The organism is Streptomyces sp. P9-2B-2, assembly GCF_030406865.1.
GTDB classification, from domain to species: domain Bacteria; phylum Actinomycetota; class Actinomycetes; order Streptomycetales; family Streptomycetaceae; genus Streptomyces; species Streptomyces platensis.
The window spans coordinates 8,122,249-8,139,609 of sequence record NZ_CP129126.1 but is presented as its reverse complement, the minus strand read 5'-3'; the positions used below and the strand labels follow the sequence as shown (position 1 = coordinate 8,139,609).

The window sequence follows — 17,361 nt, the reverse complement described above, 5'->3', positions numbered from 1 at the left end:
GAGGAAACCCTATGGACAGCGAGCTGGCCGCTCTCGCCGCATCCGGAGCGACCACCTTGGTCTCCCTCATGGTCACCGATTCCTGGACGCACGCCCGGGAGCTGGTCGGACGGTTCCTCTCCCGCGCCGGTGCGGAGGGTGCCTCGGTCGCCGATCTGGACTCCGCCAGGGCCCGTCTGCTTGCCCTCGGGGCTGTAGAGGGCACACAGACCACCCAAGACATCACGCACCAGTTGCATGCCTACCTACGACATCTTCTACAGGCCGGCGCCACTGGGGACGATCTGCGCGCTTTGCTCGCCTCCTTGCAGCGGCTCGCGAACGATCCGGGTACACGACCGGGGACGGTGCACAACGACATCAGTGGCGGGGTCCAGCACGGCCCCGTCATTCAATCCGGCCAGGTCACGGGGCTCACCTTGCACTTCCACCACCCCACCGCCTCTTCGCAGGACTGAGCTCACGGCCCTCAGCACCCGGGCAGGCCGCCGCCCTCCCCCGGTGTCTCCCCGACTTCGATCGCAGTGGTGAGGCGGGGACGAGAGCCGGGCACCGGGTGCTGTGTTTGCCAGTCGGCGGATGGCGATGATCTCGGCGCGATGGAGGGGGCGCGGCCGCCCCACTGTGCTTCGACCTGCGCGAGGGGCTGCCACGGGCAGCGTGCTCAGCCCGGCGCATCGCCCCCGCGCCGGGCACCCACGGCTTTCAGGCCGACGAACCCCGCGAGGTCGTCGACGTCAAGGCCGAAGCGGTCATCAAGCCCGCCAGCGAAGCCGAGGCCCGCGTGGCCGACCTACCACACCCACAGACAAGCGCCCCCTCCGCCCCCAGCTGTGACGTGTCTCATGTGGTGATCTCCCGGGCCGCCGATGAGTGGCGGCCGGGGAGTGAACGGGCCGTGCGTGTGGGGCTGTTGGACCGGGGATCGTGGTTCGGCGGGGTCCGTCCGGGCGATGTTCGGGCAGCTCAGCGGCGTTCTCGAGGGTTGGCCGGAAATAAGGTGGTTGGCGGCAGACGAGAGCGGCCCCGCCGATGTGCGGGGGTATGCGCACCACCAGGACGGACAACACTTCCCATGGATATGAGCGCCGGCGAGCGCAAGGGGCTCAGCCTCTTCGCCCTCATCATGATCGGCATCGGTTCGATCTTCGGCTCCGGCTGGCTCTTCGGGGCCGGCTCCGCTGCCCAGGTGGCGGGCCCCGCGGCGCTGGTCGCCTGGGTGATCGGCGTCATCTTCATCGGGATGATCGCGATGTCGTACGCGGAGGTCGGTTCGGCCTACCCGATCCCCGGCGGTATGGCCCGCTATGGGCACCTCTCGCACGGTCCGGTCCTCGGCTTCCTCACCGGCTGGGCGGTGTGGATCGCGACCGCCTCGCTGATCCCGATCGAGTCGATCGCGGCCACCCAGTACATGACGTCCTGGAGCTTCGACTGGGCGAAGGGCCTGGTCGATCCGGCCACCCACCAGCTGACTCTCTCCGGCACGGCGGTGTCGCTGATCCTGACCCTCGCGCTCTGGCTGACCTGCTTCTGGTCGGTCCAGCTGCTGGCGCGCGCCAACACCGTGCTCACCCTGGTCAAGTTCGCCATCCCGGTGCTGGCGGTGCTCGCCCTGGTCGGGTCCGGCTTCCACACCTCGAACTTCACCGACCACGGCGGCTTCGCCCCGTACGGCTGGCCGGCCGTGCTCACCGCCGTCACCACCTGCGGTGTGGTCTTCGCCTTCAACGGCTTCCAGGCCGTGGTCAACCTCGGCGGGGCCGCGAAGAACCCGGGCCGGGCCATTCCGGTCGCGCTGATCGGTGCGCTCGCACTGGGCCTGGTGATCTACACGGCGCTCCAGGTCGCGTACCTGGGGTCGGTGCCGCCCGAGCTGCTGGAGCGGTCCGGCGGATGGCAGGGCGTGAACCTCAACTCGCCGTTCGCCGACCTGGCGGGGCTGTTGATGCTGCACTGGGTGGTCACCATGCTCCAGTTCGGTGCGTTCATCTCGCCGGCCGGATCCAACATCGCCAATGTCGCCTCGGCCGCGTACATGGTCACCAACCTCGCCGAGACCGGGTTCTTCCCCCGGAAGCTGGCGGCCGTGCACCCGCGCTACGGCACCGCCCGCCCCGCGATGTGGCTCAACCTCGCCTTCTCCGTCGTACTGCTGCTCACCGTCGGCCGCAGCTGGCAGGCGCTGGCCGGTGTGGTGTCGGCCGCCATGGTCATCTCGTATCTGATCGGCCCGATCGCGGTGGGCGTGCTGCGGCGGACCCGCCCGGAGCTGCCCCGTCCGTTCCGGCTGCCGGCCGCCAGGGTGCTGTGCCCGGTCACCTTCGCCTTCGCCGCCTGCGCGCTGTACTGGTCGAAGTGGCCGGAGACCGGAAAGATCACCGTGCTGACGCTGGTGGCGGCGCCGGTCGCGGCCGTGGTGCTGTGGCGCCGCGGTGAGCGACAGCTGCTGCGGCAGTTCGCGCCGGCCTGGTGGATGATCGCCTTCCTGGTGTGGACCGCCGCGGTGTCCGCGCTGGGCGGCGAGGAGTTCGGCGGCCGGGGCGTCCTCCCCGGCGTACTCGGCACCGCCCTGATCGCGGTCACCGCCCCGGTCTTCTACTTCTGGGCCGTACGCTCCGGGGTCAAGGCCCACGAACGCGGGCTGACCAGCGATCCGACCCCCGCGGAAGCCGACCCGGCCTCCGCTGTCACCCCCGACGACGCCCGTCCGATGGCGTCCGTCTAGAACGCCTCGCCGGGTCCTGGGCACGCTCGGGCCCGGCGTCCTATCTCCTCTCAGCGCCGGTCCATTCCTGAGGGCGAGCCGCAGATCTTTCGCGGGGCCGTCACCTGATTCAGGTGGCGGCCCCGCGAAATGTCTGCCGTGAACCGCCAATTGGGCCAGGTTCCGCGGCCTCAACCAGGGTGGGAATTTCAGGGCTACAGATACGCACGGCGCGGTCTATAAGGCCGCCTCTTAACAGTTCCGGGTGGACTTGCGGGAGACCGATGCCCGGTGGCGGCGGGGCCTTCGGTCACAAGGGGGCCGACTCCTTGCCCGAATACCGCCTGCTCGTGCCCTCCGTGGGCACGGAACCACAACACCCTGTACGGAGCAGCCCGTGACGACGGGCGGAACCGGAACCCCATGAACCAACCCCTTCGCGGAAATCCCCGTCTTACCTCCCAGCAGGCCGGAACGCCCTTGCTCCGGCGGTGCAGGGACCCTTGGCTCCGAGATCCGGGCCGGCTCTCCGCGCACCGCTCCCCCGGTAGCCCGTGAATCATGAACGGTCGCCACCGCCCGGTGTTTTGTACCCCGGGTCGGCGTGTGGCCGGACGTCACAAGAACGGAGTGTGGCTATGGCAGATTCCCCGAAGCCGCAGGCGGGAGCCCCTTGCGGAGACGCCTCCCCGCTTGCCGACTCCCACGAGGGCCCGGCCGGGCCGGGCTCGGACTCCCCCGGACCGCATGAGCCCCGCCCCAAGCCGCGCGGTCCTTGGCGGGCTGGCCACCGTGTGGTGCCTCAATGGCGCCGTGGCCGTCGCTGACCCTCTCCACCAAGCCTCCTGCCGGCCCGCCCAGTGGCCATCAAAGCCCTCATCGGAGCCGGCCAAGGCCGGTGCCTCCCGCTCCCCCTCCCCGGAACAGAAGACCGCCTCAGCACCTGGTAGCAGCCCGGCGAGCTTCCACACCACCTACTGCTTCAAGAATGGGGTCCAGGCGACGGTCTCGACGCCCAAGCCCTACACCCCCCGCCCCATGAAGCACGACTGGGAACGCGGCTACACACCGGGCAATCGCACCATGGCCGTTGAGGTCACGATCCGCAACGGCTCCACCAACGTGGTCGATCTGGAGGAGTTCTTCGGCATCTCGGCCAAGGACGCCAACGGGCGCACGGCCGAAGCCGTCTTCGAAGGGGACGACCACTCCCGCGGCCTGGGCAAAACACTGCTGCTGCCCGGAATGACGAAGATGGTCACCCAGGGATTCGCCCTGCCCCCGAACGCGTCGCAGAGCATGGGGGTGGAGGTGAGCCTGGCCCTGGCCGCAGACAGAAGGGCAGTGTGGAGCGGCCCGGACGAAAGCGCATGGTGGAGCGGGCGCGTGAGCTGACCGGAGCGCGGGCCTCGTGGCTGTGGTGGAGCCTCAACTGTCCGATGGGCGGGGGCCGTACGTCCGGTGGGACTCGCCGCAAGCCAGCGCAGGAGTTCGCCCTAGAGGCGGAGACCTCACTCAGATGGATGGCCCGTACCCCTGCGCGCTACAGGGGTCCACGGGCACGAGGCGGGGCCTTCTTGCATACCCTTCGCAATAACAAAACCGCGGCAATAGTCGATGCCGCAGTGCGCGAGAAGGGAACGGAACGGCATGCAGGGAACGCCCGTGGTGCTGGGCATCGAATCGTCCTGTGACGAAACAGGGGTGGGGCTGGTGCGCGACGGCCGGCTGCTGGGGCATGCGGTGGCGTCGAGCATGGCGGAGCACGCGCGGTTCGGTGGGGTGGTGCCGGAGATCGCGGCGCGTGCGCATGTCCACGCGTTCACCCCGGTCGTGCACCGGGCGCTGGCGGAGGCCGGGTTGCGGATGTCCGACATCGGGGCGGTTGCGGTGACCACCGGGCCGGGGCTCTCCGGTGCGCTTCAGGTCGGGCTGGCCGGTGCGAAGGGGCTGGCGTATGCGCTGGGCGTTCCGCTGTACGGCGTGCATCACTTGGCGGGACATGTCGCCGCCGACACCTTGGCGCACGGGCCGCTGCCCGACCCCTGCGTGGTGCTGATCGTCTCCGGTGGCCACACCTCGCTGCTGCTCGTTCGCGATCTGGCCCGCGATCCGATCGTGCACCTCGGCGACACCCTCGACGACGCGGCGGGCGAGTGCTTCGACAAGGTGGCGCGGGTTTTCGGGCTGCCCTATCCCGGCGGGCCGGCCATCGACCGGGCGGCGCGCGAGGGCGACGCCCGCGCGGTCGCCTTCCCCCGGCCGCTCACCGGGCCGCGCGATGACCCGTACGCCTTCTCGTTCTCCGGGCTGAAGACCGCCGCGGCACGGTGGGTGGAGCGGCATCGCGGACAGGCCCTGCCGGTGGCCGACGGCGCTGCCGCGCTTCAGGAGGCGATCGCCGATGTGCTGACCCGTAAGGCGGTCGCCGCCTGCACCGCACATGGCGTCGACACCCTCGTCGTGGTCGGCGGGGTCGCCGCCAACTCCCGGGTGCGGGCGCTGGCGGAGGAGCGGTGCGCGGCGGCCGGCCTCACCCTGCGCGTCCCGCCGCTGAAGCTGTGCACCGACAACGGCGCGATGATCGCCGCCGTCGGGGATCTCCTGGTCCGAGCGGGCGCCGCACCCGCGCCGCTCGATGTCTCGATCGACCCGTCGGCGCCCCTGGTGTACGCGGCGCTCCATCCGGTCGCCCGACCCCTCACAGGGAAAGCCGGGACCACGCCTGCCCGCTTCCCCACCGAGCCGGGACGGACTGGCAAGGTAAGCCTTACCTAACCTTCAGGAGTCCTTATGCGTATCTCCGGTGGTGCGGAGCAGCAGCCGACCAGCGCCGAAAGAGTCCGGGCGATCCTGGCCTCGGCACACTCGATGACGATGGTGGCCGATGGCCGCAGCACCGAGGTGTCCCGCGGAAACGGGCCAGGAGCGACACAGCACGTCCACCTGCACCCATCTCCCGCGGATGCCGGTCTCACCGGCGCGGCCGGGGCGGGTGAGCGGGTGCTCGCCACCCTGAAGTTCACGGATGTCGCCCCGCTCCCCGTGCGCGACCGGGTGCGTGCCCGCGTCACCGTGATGGGGTGGCTGACCTCGCGGGACAAGGCGGCCTCGCCCGCCGGTGACTGCATGGAGTTCGCCACGGCGGTGTTCGAAACGGCAACGTGCAAGGCCGGCATCGGTCTTCACGACCTGATGGCCGCTCCCCCGGACCCCTTGGCCACCTATGAAGCCGACATCCTCACCCACCTGGTGGAGGAGCACCCTCACTACATTCCGCTGCTGCTGCGACTGGTGGAGCCCCGCTTCCTGCAACTCATGGAGCGTGTGGTGCCGCTGGCCATCGATCGCTACGGCATCACCCTCCGCGTGGAGTACCCGCTCGGCCACCACGATGTACGGCTGCCCTTCCACAAGGCGCTCACCGACGCCGATCAATTCGGCATTCAGCTCCAGGCGTTGATCACCACCGCCCGGCGCTGTTCACACGGCAGTCGGCTGCTCAGCGGAGAGCGCGGGCCGGACGAGAACGCGATATCGCGCCGTAGCTGAACGGGGCCGGGGCGCCCGGCGCCGGGTTGCTCGCCGGGCGCCCCGTGTCACGTACGGCGCGGGAAGGCCGTGACCTGCATCCCGGCGTCAGGGCCGGTATGCCTGCCGCAGGGCGCAGGTCCAGATGACGGCGCGGCTGGTCGACCTGGCGTCGGCCGCGGAGCCGCCGACGCGCTGGTCGTCGCTGACGGCGTACGCCTGGGAAGCGCCCTCAGGAGAGAGCCGGGGCAGCGCCAGCAGGGGGCCGGTTCCCGGCCAAATCTGCGCCTGCTCCGGGGGCGCCGTCTCCGGCGGGAAGGGCCCGACCATGTGACTGTCCGAGGCCGTGCCCACGCTCACGTTGGTGGTGGGGCTGATGGCTTCGAAGGTGCCGCTGGTGCGCTCCCCGAGCAGCCCCGGTTCGCTCTCGGTCGTGTACGGGGGCAGCCACTGGGTGGGAGTCCGGGTGTCCAGCCGGGTGTAGTCGTGGGTGCCCACGATGCGTCCGGCGCGGTCGATATCGCGGGGGTACCAGAAGTCGTAGGGCACTCCCGCGGGCCAGAACCGTTGGAGCGGAATGGCCGCGGCGCTCCTCCTGGCGGGCCAGACGAGGCCCGCCGACCACGACTCGTCGTCCTTGACGGCCTCACCGGAACCGGCGATCTGACCGGCGTTGTTGAGGGCGGTCACCGAAGTCAGCGAGTACCCGGCCGGTGGCGCGAGCCGACGCAGGATCCGCGCGCCCTCCCATTCGAGGCCGACGAGAGAGCCGCCCTTGACCGCGTCACCGACGATCAGCCCCTGGTCGCTGACGTCCGCCGCATGCGCCCCTTCCGGCAGCAGGGTCACCGCGCGGGCGCCGGCGCGGAAACTGAAGGCGGCGGTACGGCCCGCGGCGTGCAGCGAACCGACCATCAGCCCCTTCGCGTTGACCGCCGCGACCTCACCGCCGGTGAATCCGGCGGGCAGCGGTACGCGATGGACCCGGGCCCCCGTCCAGTACACGGGCAACCCGCGCGATACCCCCACCGCCAGGGCAGTCGGCCCAAGTCCCTTGACCTGGCTGCCACCTGAGCCCGGCAGAGAGGCCAGGACCTGGAGGGCGGGCCGACAATCGGCGGGCTTACGGGCGCCGTCGGCGGGCCGGCCCGACAAGGCGGGCGCCGGACTCGCCGTCAGCAGAGGTATGAGGAAAGCGGTCGCGACCACCGCCACCGCGGCACGGATAGGTCTTCGCATCATGGTCTCCGTTTCCGAGAACACGGGAATGGCCCCCGTCGGCACCGGATTGAGCCGGTGGGGCACGACGGGAAGGACCCGGCAACGCCGGAGGGGAGCTGTTCGTTCGGTGCGCTCACGGGAGAGGCGGGGCCGATCGCCTTACCTCACGGGAGAGGCGGGGGCCGATCACCTCACCTCACGGCCGCGCGGAGCGGTTGCCCTCCCCGCACCGCCCTGCACCGCCTTGGGCATGCCACGCACCCGTCCGTGACGTACCGAGAACTCCCTCAACCTCCCTGGATGGGAGGTTTCCGCGAACCGGCCCCTTTCCTACCGCACCCCTGACCGGTCGGGACGATTCCGCCGCCCAATGGCCGGAACTCATCCGGGAGTGTCCGGGTCCGTCCCGGGAGGGACCGGCTCCACTTGAGTCGGCGGCCTGCTGCGCTTACCGCGCGCCGACACGGTCCACGGCAGCCGAGGCCAGGCCGGTGATCAGGGGGTGGGCCGGGGCGCCGTCGCCGTCTACGCCACAACCGATCCCCCTGCAACTCAAGATCATCGAGCGTGCAGAATGACCCGTATGCCGATAACCAACCGGAACAACACCACAAACACCCCGATGACGGCCGCGATCGACGACGCTCCGCTCATCAGCCGGGTGCTCGCCGATGCCTTTGACGACGACCCGATGATGCGCTGGTTCTTTCCCGACGATGCCGCTCGTCCGGCGGGGCTCGTCCGTTACTTCAGCACCCTGTTCACCCGGCAGTACGGGCGGCACGGTGTGTGTGAACGTACCGGGGCGGCAGCTGCGTTCTGGGTGGCGCCGGAGGCGATGGCCAAGGCCGTGCCCGATGCGGAGACCATCGAGGAGCTTCAGGACATCCTGGGCGACCGGGCTGCGCTGTTCCGGGAGGCCGTCGAAGCGGCGGCCGAGCACGCCCCGCAGGAGCCGCAGTGGCATCTGGCGGTGCTGGGGGCCGACCCCGCCGCCCAGGGCCAAGGGCACGGGGCCGCCCTGCTGCGGTCGGGGCTGGCCAAGGCCGACGCGGCGGGTATGCCCGTCGCTCTGGAGTCGTCGAAGCGGACCAATCTTCCGTTCTACGAGCACTTCGGGTTCACCGTGCGGCAGGAGCTCCAGCTGCCGGGCGGCGGGCCGACGCTGTGGGCGATGCGACGGGAGCCGCGTCCGTCGGGCGACGCCTAGGGTCAGGCCGGGGGCTGCGCGAGTCGGCATGGCTCGGGCAAGACCGGTATTCGCTTGTCAGTGCGGTGCGGCCTCTTACAAGCTGGCGGCTCATGTGTGCGCGTCGGGCGTACGCAACGGGCTTGGGGAGGTCGCAGGAGTGAGTCGGCGGGTGGGAACAGCAGCGGTGGATGGCGATGCCGGGTCCGTGAGCCGGGCGGACGGGCGTGCGCTCGCCGCGGCCGGCGTCACGGTGGTGCTGTGGGCGTCGTCGTTCATCGCGATCCGTAGTTCCGCTGCGGATTTCGGGCCGGGTGCGCTCGCGCTGGGCCGGCTGGTGGTGGCGTCCGTCGTGTTGAGCGCCCTCTTGCTGGCCCGGCGTGGCGGATTCCCGCCCCGCGAGGCCTGGCCGGGCATCCTCGCCTCGGGAGTGCTGTGGTTCGGCGCGTACATGGTCGCGTTGAACTGGGGCGAGCGGCATGTGGACGCCGGTACGGCTTCCCTGGTCGTCAATGTCGGGCCGATCCTGATGGCGCTGCTGGGCGGATGGCTGCTGAAGGAGGGCTTCCCGCCGAAGCTGATGGCGGGTATGGCGGTGTCGTTCGCCGGGGCCGTGGTGGTCGGGCTGTCCATGTCTGGCGGTGGCACGTCGTCTCTCGTCGGCGTGCTGCTGTGTCTGTTCGCGGCGCTGGCGTACGCGGTGGGTGTGGTGCTTCAGAAGCCGACCCTGAAGCACGCCACACCGATGCAGGTGACGACGTTCGGCGCGCTCGCCGGAGCGGTGGCCTGTCTGCCGTTCGCCGACCAGTTGGTGTCGCAGGTGAGCCGGGCTCCGCTGTCGGCGACCTTGCAGATCGTGTACCTGGGTGTGTTCCCGACGGCCCTTGCGTTCACCACGTGGGCCTATGCGGTGTCCCGTACGACCGTCGGGAAGATGGGTGCCACGACGTACGCGGTACCGGTGATCGTCGTGTTCCTGTCCTGGCTGCTCCTCGGCGAGATCCCCGGCTGGCTGACGCTGCTGGGTGGCCTCCTCTGTCTGTCCGGGGTGGCGGTGTCGCGGATGCGGGGGAAGGGGCGGGCGCAGGTACCGGAGGCCGCACGCGGGAGTCGTACGGCTGCGCAGGCCGAGGTGTCGGCGGAGTGCGCACAGCGCACTGCCGGCTGAGCACTGCCGCCGGGGCGGCGGGGGCGATAGCGTGCGGAGCACGGTGGACTACACCACCAATACTCCGAATGGATAAGGGGGTTGTTCTGGTATGAGACCGACCGGACACAGCGGCTTACGCAGAACACTCACCGTCTTTATCGCCGTGCTCGCCGTCGCCCTCGGCCTGGGTGCGCAGACCGGAACGGCTCAGGCCGATGACGGTTCGGGCCTGAATGGACTGACGTTCACGTCGGTCAACAACGGCCGGAACCTGGATGTGCAGAACGGCAACACCGGGGACGGTGTCTTCATCGTCACCAACTCCGCGCCGGGCTACCACCAGAAGTGGAACGCCGGCCTTCAGGCCGATGGGTCGTTCACCCTCGTCAATGACGTCACGGGCAAGTGCGTCGGGGCGGGCTATCCGCTCAAGCAGCAGTCCTGTTCCGGATCGTCCGGTCTGCGCTGGTACTTCCAGCCCGTGAGCGGCACCAGCGACACTTTTATGATCCGTAACGCCGGTGACAACAAGTGCGTCGATGTCGTGCTGGGCGCCCAGTACAACGACGCCTGGACCCAGACCTACGGCTGCAACGGCAGCAAGGCGCAGCAGTGGAAGATCCCCTCCTCGGCGACCGGCGCAGTGTTCAAGGCCGCGGTGGCCTATGCGTCGAAGCGCTGCCAGAAGGACGCCGCGACCTGCTCCTGGACGAAGGGGTCGCAGGCCCCGGCCGAGCCGCTTCCGAAGCAGTGCGTCTCTCCCGTTTGGTACAACGGCACCGAGGCGCCGGTGCCCTGGACGTTCTCGCTGAACACCTCCACCGGCTGGTCGAGTCAGCTCGGAGTGTCCTTCACCTCCACCCTCGGCACAGGCATGGCGAGCCCCGTGCAGACCAGCGTCAGCCTCACCCTCTCCGGCCAGGTCACCTACGACCTGCGGACGGACCTCGGCAACAGCCTGGTGATCACCGTGCCGTCGCATCAGTACGGCTGGGTGGCGCTGTCGGAGCTGGCGACGAAGGTGACCGGCGAGTGGACCTTCGATGCGGACGGCTTCCCGTGGAAGGCGCAGGACACCGTCACGGTCCCGCTGCGCAGCGATGACCAGGGCCGGTCCAGCATCTATCTGGCGCAGACCAGCCCGGACTTCACGAACTGCAACAGCTGAATCAGAAGGGGTGGGCCCGCACGGGTCGTGCGGGCCCGCCCTACGGTCCTCAGACGGCCATGGCCTCCTGGATCCACCGGTTCACCCGGTACGGGAGCCACCACAGCAGCGGGCCGGTGCGGGAGACCAGGTGCTCCGCCAGGAAGTCGGCGGCGATGGCCGGGGGCACGTCCCGGAGCGGTGCGCCGTAGGAGAGCCGGTCGATCGCCTGCTGGTATTCGGGCTCCTCGGCGGTGAAGCGGCGCAGTTCGCCCCAGCGGCGGTCGCGGATCTGGACGAAGCCGGGGCCCTGGCGCCACAGGCACTTGCAGAGATAGTGCCCGTTGCGCCATTCGGCCAGCGCGGCGGCGGGGTCGGTGGGGCCGCTGAGGGTACGGGGTGGCTGGAGGTGGCTGAGGTCGCGCCAGCCGTCGTCGGGCTCCGGGGGCAGCCGCAGCTGCCACTGCACCAGTACGGCCCGGGCGGTCAGATCGCGGATCAGGCACAGGCTGCGGACGGCCCGGGCGGCGTCGGCGGGGTCGTCGACCGCGGTCAGGTCGATCTCCCCGGTGAACTCCACCCGGCGTGCCCCGAGTTCCCACAGCCGGGCGGCCTGGCCGTCCGGTGGTGCGGTCAGGTCGACCGCGCCCAGGCTCATGCCCGGCAGGGCGCAGGCGTCCTGGTCGTAGTCCCGCCAGGCGTGGAGGGTCAGTGCTCGGGCGGGCGGGGTGGCGGTGCTGGTCATGGCGTTCTCCTGCGGGGCATGTGAGTCCTGCTGCGGGCCGGGCGGGGTCAGACGTGGGCGACGAGAGCCCGGACGGCGTCGTCGGGGCGCTCCGGCGCGGCCGCCGCGGCATGGGTGTGGCGCATGAAGTCGAGGCGCAGCAGGTCCTCGTTGACGGCGGCCGGTGCCAGGTGGACGTACTGGCCGCCGTCGGTGAAGACCAGCCCGAGCGTCACCCAGTGCTGGAGGAGGGCATGGACGGCGGCCTCGTCGACGGTGTGCCCGGGAAGCTTGGCGGCGAGCTTGCGGGTCAGGGCGGCGGGGGCGTGCGGCTGGTCGAGCAGCCGGAAGGCGGCGATCTCGGTGGGTGCGGTGAGTTCCAGGGCGCCCCAGCCGAAGGCGTGCCGGCGGCTGACGAGCACGATGCGGTCGCCGAGGTCCGCGTGGGTGAGTCTGCTGTCCGCGTGGCGCTTCTTCCAGGCGGCGAGGGCCTCGTTGAGCGCGGCGACGGTGGGCTTGGTGATCCCGCGTTCGGGTGCCTCGAAGACATAGGCCATATCGAGGAGTTCGGATTCGGGCAGGTCGTAGGTGAAGCGGTAGTGCTCCTCGGGGCGCAGACCGGTGAAGCCGAGTTCGGGCCGGTTGAAGTAGGGGCTGAAGCGTTCGATGGCGATACGGGCGGACAGGTCGACCGGCGGGTCGAGGTGTTCCAGGGCCGGTATCTGGGCGATGACGGGCTCGTAGTCGGTGGCGCTCTCGCCGGGGAAGCCGTGGAGGTAGTTCCAGGAGACGGAGAGTCCGGTCTCGGCGCCGTCCCGGAGCATGCGGACGTTCTGGCAGCCGCTGACGCCCTTGTCCATCAGGTCCAGCACCCGGCTGTTGAGGCTCTCGATGCCCGGCTGGACGTAGATCATCCCGGCCTGGGCGAGGGTGCGCAGCTGGGTCCGGCGCATATTGGCCTTGATCTCGATATGCATCCGCAGGTCGTAGCCGCTGTCGATGATGCGGGGCAGGACGGTGGTGAGGTAGCCCATGTCGAGGATGTTGTCGACGAGGTACATGTCCAGCACCCGGTGCCGGCGGGCCAGCTCCATGATCTCGTCGTAGAAGGTCTCGGGGCTCTTGCTGCGGAATTGCATGAAGGAGCCGTTGAGACCGCAGAAGGTGCAGTGGTGCTTCTCCCCCCACCAGCAGCCGCGGGCCCCCTCGACGACGAGTTTGGGCTCCACCCAGTTGCGGGCGACGGAGGACGCCAGCCGCTCGAAGTAGCCGCGGTAGTCGGGCGGCAGGATGGTCGCGGGCGGCAGCGGCCGGGTGCTCATCGGGTTCGCGATGCTTTCGCCGTCGGCACCGCGGTGGCACAGCCCGGGGACGGCGGACAGGTCACCGCCCTCGTCGAGCGCGGTGAGCAGCTGGGGGAAGGCGGCCTCGCCCTCGCCCCGGACCACGAAGTCCACGAACGGGAAGTTGCGGTGGGTGGCGTGACCCTGCTCGGCGTCACAGTTGGCGCCGCCCATGACGGTTCTGATGTGCGGGGCGAGGCGTTTGACGTACTTGATGGCGGCGAGCGCGGCGGTGTTCTGCTGGAAGGTGGAGGTGAAGCCGACGACGTCGGGGCCGGCCGCGACGATCCGCTCGGCGGTCTCCTGCACGAACTCCGGTACCACGCGGTGCAGTTCCTTGGACATCCGCAGCCGCTCGTCGCGCAGTTTGCCGCGCATCGAGGCGGTGAACTCCGGCACCCGCCACTCGGGGTCGTCGTAGAGGGCGGAGGAGAAGACCCAGTCGCCGCATCCCATGAAGTAGGAGGAGAGTGCGTAGTACTGGTAGTCGTCCGCGGTGAACTCGGTCCGCCGGGTGATCCAGTCGGTGAACTCCAGGTTCGCGTGCAGGACATCGGCCCGGCCGGAGGTGCGCTCGTCGACGCTTCGTCTCAGGATGCCGAGGGCGAGGGACGGCAGGTCGATCGGGGACCAGGGCATGTTGACCAGCAGGACGCGCATGGCGGCTCCTCGTACGACGGGTGGGGTGGGAGGTGGCCGACGGCCGGCCGGTGAGGTGCGGCGGTCCGGCCGGCCCGGTGTGCCACCGGGCCGGCCGGGGAGGGTCAGTCCTCCTCGGTGTCCTCGGCGTTACGGAACGGGACGGTCACCGTGACGCCGATGCTCGGTCTGCGGTTCTCCTCGTCACCCGCGAGCGGGTCGTTGTGGATGATGTCCTTCTGCATGGCTGTTCTCCTCTTCTGCCGGTTGCGGAACGGTTCTTACGCCCCGGGGGCACCGGACGGGCCGGTGCCTCCGGAGACCCCGTCCACCTCGGGACGGGGGGTTCGGTGGGCCGCGGGAGCGCGGCGCAGACGCTGGTCCAGGAAGCCCAGCGCCCGGTGGAGTACGGCCACGTGGTGGGCGCCGGTGTAGCCGTCGTGGCCGGTCTCCAGCCACATCGAATCGTGTGCCGCACCGGCCCGCCGCAGGGCGCCGAGGTAGCTCCGTACCTGGCCGGGCGGGCATTTGGTGTCGAGGGTGGCGGCGATCACCAGCAGCGGGGCGCGGACGTCGGCGACGTAGTGGAGGGGGGAGCTCCGGGCGTAGCGCTCGGGCACCGTGTCCGGCGTGCCGCCGAACAGCCGCTCGTCCAGGGCGCGCAGGGCGGGGGTGCCGGTGCGGTACGCCGCCGCGCAGTCGGCGACGGGTTTGACGGCGACGCCCGCCTGCCAGAGGTCCGGCCGGGTGCCCATTGCGAGCAGGGCCAGGTAGCCGCCCCAGGAGGTGCCCCACAGGCCGATCGCGTCCGCGCGGGCGAGGCCGCGGCGGAGCAGATCGCCGCGGACCGCGACGAGGTCGGCGACCTGGGTGAGCCCGACGCCCGCGCCGTACGCGGCGCGCCAGCGGGGGCCGTAGCCGGTGGAGCCGCGGTAGTTGACCCGGGCGACGGCGAACCCGGAAGCGACCAGGGAGTGCACCTCCGGGTCGTAGGCGTCCCGGTCGTGGTCGGCGGGGCCGCCGTGCACCAGGAAGACCAGCGGGGGCCGGCGGCCGGTGACCGGTTCCGGTTCGCTGAGCAGGGTGTGCACGGGGCCGTCCGGGCCGGGGGTCCACAGTTCGCGGTGCCGGCCGGGTGCGGGGGCGGGCAGGGTGGCGAGTTCCGGGAGCCGGGTGCCGGCGGTGGAGCACATCCGGGGCGGGGTGGCGGTGTCGGTCCAGAGGTAGTGCACCTCGTCGCCCGGGTGCGGGGCGGCGTCGAGCAGGGTGCCGGGCGGGGACGGTATCGGGGTCAGGGTGCGCCGGTCGAGGTCGGCCGCGGCGAGGGTGGAACGGCCGTGCCGGTCCTGGCGGATGAGGACGCGGCGTCCCGCGGGGTACCAGCGTGCGGTGATCTCGGTGTCGAAGCGGCACCAGTCCTGCGGCAGCAGTCCGCTGCCGGGCCGCCATGTCGCCAGCCGGTAGCGGTTGTCGTGCTCCTGGACCAGCAGCAGCTCGGTGCCCGCCGGGGACGGTGCGAAGCCGAGCGCCCAGAGCCGGCCGTGGTGTCCGGAGAGCTGGTCGAGCACCTTCCCGGAGCAGGTCACGAGCGTGACCGCCCGGTCGGAGCCGGCCGCCCCGGACAGGGCCAGCAGCCCTCCCGAGGGTGAGATGCCCGTCAGCAGCGCCTGCCCGTCGACGGTCCACACCTGCCGGGCCGGGCCGCCCGGTCTCCCGAGGTGGACGGTCATTCCGCTGCCGTCCCCTAGGCCGAGGGCCACCGTCCCGGCGTCGCTGACGGCGAGGCCGTGCGGGCGGCCCGGTGCCAGGCCGGTCAGGCCCGGCTGCCGCGCTCCGCCCTCGAAGTCCTGGAAGTACCAGAGTCCGTGGCCGTGACGGTCCTCCGCGAACCACCACACCCGGGCGTCCGCGTCGAGGGCGCAGTGCAGGGTGCCGTGCGGGCTGTCAGTGACCTGGCGGGCGGTGCCGGTGGCGGCGTTCCAGGTGAAGATCTCGCAGCGGCCGTCGGCGTCCGCGGCCAGCGCCATCCGCTCCGGGTCGCGTGGACAGACCTCGGGCAGCGCCGGCTGGTAGACCCGGAAGCCGGTGCCGGCCGGGGGCTGTGCGGTGAGGTGTGCCGTGGTCGTGCTCATGCGGGCTCCGAACCGGTGCAGCGGGTGCGGGACGGTGCCACGCAGGTCGTGTGGAGCGCGAGCACGGCCAGCAGTGCGGCGCAGCCCATCAGGGTGACGGCGGCTCCGGCCCGGTCGGCCGACAGCCCGGCCAGGGCGGGTGCCACGGCGGCGGTCGCGCCCGACGCAGTGGCCAGCACGGTCCCGGTGCGGGCCTGGAGTCCGGGTGGGATGACCTGGATGATCCGGGCCTGGAGCGCCACGGTGGCCACCGGCGTCAGCAGACACAGCAGACCGAAAAGCAGGCCGAAGTGCCAGGCGTCGCGGGCCAACGCGAGGGCCGCGGCGGGCGGCACCATCAGCCAGGAAACCGTCACCAGCACCCGGCCCGCGGAGCGCCGGCCGGCGATCCGGGGTGCCGCGAGCGCTCCGGCCAGACCGGCCGCCCCGGCGAGCGCGAGGACCAGTCCCAGCGGTGCGGCACCCCGGCCGTCGTGCTGCAGGGCGAACACCGTCGTGTAATACAGCGCGACGAGCAGGGCGTTGACAGCCGAGATCCACAGGAGCGCCAGCCGCAGGAAGGGTTCACGGCGGATCAGCGCCAGCCCGGCTGCGGCTTCGGCGACCAGGGCCCGTCGGCCGCGGCGCACCGGTGCGGCCGGAGACTGCGGCTCACGGGGCGGAGCGAGGGGCGCCCGCATGGCACAGATACAGCCCGCCGCGACGGCATAGGAGAGGGCGTCCGCGAGGAACGGCAGCCAGCGTTCGGCGTGGAAGAGCAGACCGCCCAGTGCGGGCCCGAGCACCAGGGCGCCCCGCTCCCCCGCCTGTAATCGGGACAGGACGCGCCGGTACTCCCCGGGCGGGCACACCAGGGCGACGGTGCCGAGCGCCGCGGCCTCGTAACAGGAGGTCGCGCACCGCTCGACGAGCACGGCGGCGATGAGCACGGCCAGCGGGACCGGGCCCGCCGCGACGGCGGCGGTGACCCCGCCCATCGCGGCGGCGGAGACCAGTGCGGAGCCCACCATCAGATGCTTGCGCGCCCCGCGGTCGGCGGGGACGGCGGCGAACGGGCCGAGCAGCAGCGTCGCGACCGCGGACAGTCCGGCGAGGGCGCCGACCTCGGCGGGTGACCGGCCGAGGGTCAGCAGCAACAGGGGCAGGACCAGCCCGGATGTCTGGCTGCCCAGGGCGTCGCAGGTGCCCGCCCACCAGAACAGCCGGATATCGCGGCGGACATGGGGCTGCGGTGCGGCCGGTGCCACCGCCGGCGCGGTCCCGGTCATCAGGGACGGCCCGGGGACGGTCTCGCAGTGCCGTGGTGGGCATCGCCGTGCGGGGTCCGTGCCGGGCGGTGCGTACGGCCGCTGGTGCGGGCGCGTGTCAGGCCGTCCGCTGTCCCGGCCCGGGAGGCGGCGCACGGTAAGTCGGAGGGTGCGCCGTCTGCCGGGGATGCCGTTGACCGTTCCATGCGAAGCCACCTCACACATGTGGGCAGATCATGAAGATCAGGCACACCAATAGGTCAACTTACGGAGGAAATGTGCCCGAATCGTGCCGGAGCTTAGCCAGACAGTGACGTGGGCCACAAGGTGT

General features: G+C 71.2%; 13 protein-coding genes. 8 read left to right on the top strand and 5 right to left on the bottom strand.

Annotated elements, in window-relative coordinates; translation table 11 throughout:
• Window positions 1-11 precede the first annotated feature (11 nt).
• The 5 genes from QT196_RS35695 to QT196_RS35675 all read left to right on the top strand — a co-directional run bounded on the left by QT196_RS35695 (window position 12) and on the right by QT196_RS35675 (window position 6,259).
• Window positions 12-458 (top strand): hypothetical protein, encoded by a 447-nt coding sequence (locus QT196_RS35695; protein ID WP_290356417.1) that lies wholly within the window; start codon window positions 12-14, stop codon window positions 456-458.
• Between the two features lie 617 nt (window positions 459-1,075).
• Window positions 1,076-2,728 (top strand): APC family permease, encoded by a 1,653-nt coding sequence (locus QT196_RS35690; protein WP_168482764.1) that lies wholly within the window; start codon window positions 1,076-1,078, stop codon window positions 2,726-2,728.
• A gap of 1,017 nt (window positions 2,729-3,745) precedes the next feature.
• A complete protein-coding gene (locus tag QT196_RS35685; protein WP_290356416.1) occupies window positions 3,746-4,102 on the top strand; it encodes a hypothetical protein in 357 nt (118 codons plus the stop codon).
• Window positions 4,103-4,357: 255 nt separating this feature from the next.
• Window positions 4,358-5,485: a tRNA (adenosine(37)-N6)-threonylcarbamoyltransferase complex transferase subunit TsaD gene (gene tsaD, locus QT196_RS35680; RefSeq protein ID WP_290356415.1), complete on the top strand. Its 1,128-nt coding sequence runs from the start codon at window positions 4,358-4,360 to the stop codon at window positions 5,483-5,485.
• Between the two features lie 15 nt (window positions 5,486-5,500).
• A complete protein-coding gene (locus QT196_RS35675; RefSeq protein ID WP_290356414.1) occupies window positions 5,501-6,259 on the top strand; it encodes a DUF2470 domain-containing protein in 759 nt (252 codons plus the stop codon).
• 87 nt (window positions 6,260-6,346) lie between these two features.
• Here QT196_RS35675 and QT196_RS35670 read toward each other — a convergent pair whose 3' ends face one another.
• The gene (locus tag QT196_RS35670) at window positions 6,347-7,480 is read right to left on the bottom strand and encodes a hypothetical protein (RefSeq protein WP_290356413.1); all 1,134 of its coding nucleotides are present in this window, start codon (window positions 7,478-7,480) and stop codon (window positions 6,347-6,349) included.
• A 553-nt stretch (window positions 7,481-8,033) separates the two neighbouring features.
• On the opposite strand from QT196_RS35670, the gene QT196_RS35665 reads away from it, so the two are divergent.
• From QT196_RS35665 to QT196_RS35655, 3 genes are all read left to right on the top strand, one after another.
• Complete coding sequence (locus tag QT196_RS35665) at window positions 8,034-8,669, top strand: GNAT family N-acetyltransferase (RefSeq protein WP_290356412.1); 636 nt, start codon at window positions 8,034-8,036, stop codon at window positions 8,667-8,669.
• 151 nt (window positions 8,670-8,820) lie between these two features.
• On the top strand, window positions 8,821-9,816 hold the full coding sequence (locus tag QT196_RS35660) for a DMT family transporter (protein ID WP_290356411.1): 996 nt from the start codon (window positions 8,821-8,823) through the stop codon (window positions 9,814-9,816).
• Window positions 9,817-9,907: 91 nt separating this feature from the next.
• The gene (locus tag QT196_RS35655) at window positions 9,908-10,966 is read left to right on the top strand and encodes an RICIN domain-containing protein (RefSeq protein ID WP_290356410.1); all 1,059 of its coding nucleotides are present in this window, start codon (window positions 9,908-9,910) and stop codon (window positions 10,964-10,966) included.
• 49 nt (window positions 10,967-11,015) lie between these two features.
• Here the strand turns inward: QT196_RS35655 and QT196_RS35650 are convergent, their stop codons facing one another.
• The 4 genes from QT196_RS35650 to QT196_RS35635 all read right to left on the bottom strand — a co-directional run bounded on the left by QT196_RS35650 (window position 11,016) and on the right by QT196_RS35635 (window position 17,051).
• Window positions 11,016-11,690, bottom strand: a complete 675-nt coding sequence (locus QT196_RS35650) for a DUF5825 family protein (RefSeq protein WP_168482758.1) — start codon at window positions 11,688-11,690, stop codon at window positions 11,016-11,018.
• A 47-nt stretch (window positions 11,691-11,737) separates the two neighbouring features.
• On the bottom strand, window positions 11,738-13,672 hold the full coding sequence (locus QT196_RS35645; RefSeq protein ID WP_168482757.1) for a RiPP maturation radical SAM C-methyltransferase: 1,935 nt from the start codon (window positions 13,670-13,672) through the stop codon (window positions 11,738-11,740).
• Between the two features lie 260 nt (window positions 13,673-13,932).
• Window positions 13,933-15,783 carry a prolyl oligopeptidase family serine peptidase gene (locus tag QT196_RS35640; protein WP_290356409.1) on the bottom strand — a complete coding sequence of 617 codons (1,851 nt, stop codon included), beginning with the start codon at window positions 15,781-15,783 and terminating at the stop codon, window positions 13,933-13,935.
• Window positions 15,780-17,051, bottom strand: coding sequence for an MFS transporter (locus tag QT196_RS35635; RefSeq protein ID WP_168482755.1), 1,272 nt, complete (start codon window positions 17,049-17,051; stop codon window positions 15,780-15,782). The genes QT196_RS35640 and QT196_RS35635 overlap by 4 nt, the downstream gene beginning before the upstream one ends.
• Window positions 17,052-17,361 lie beyond the last annotated feature (310 nt).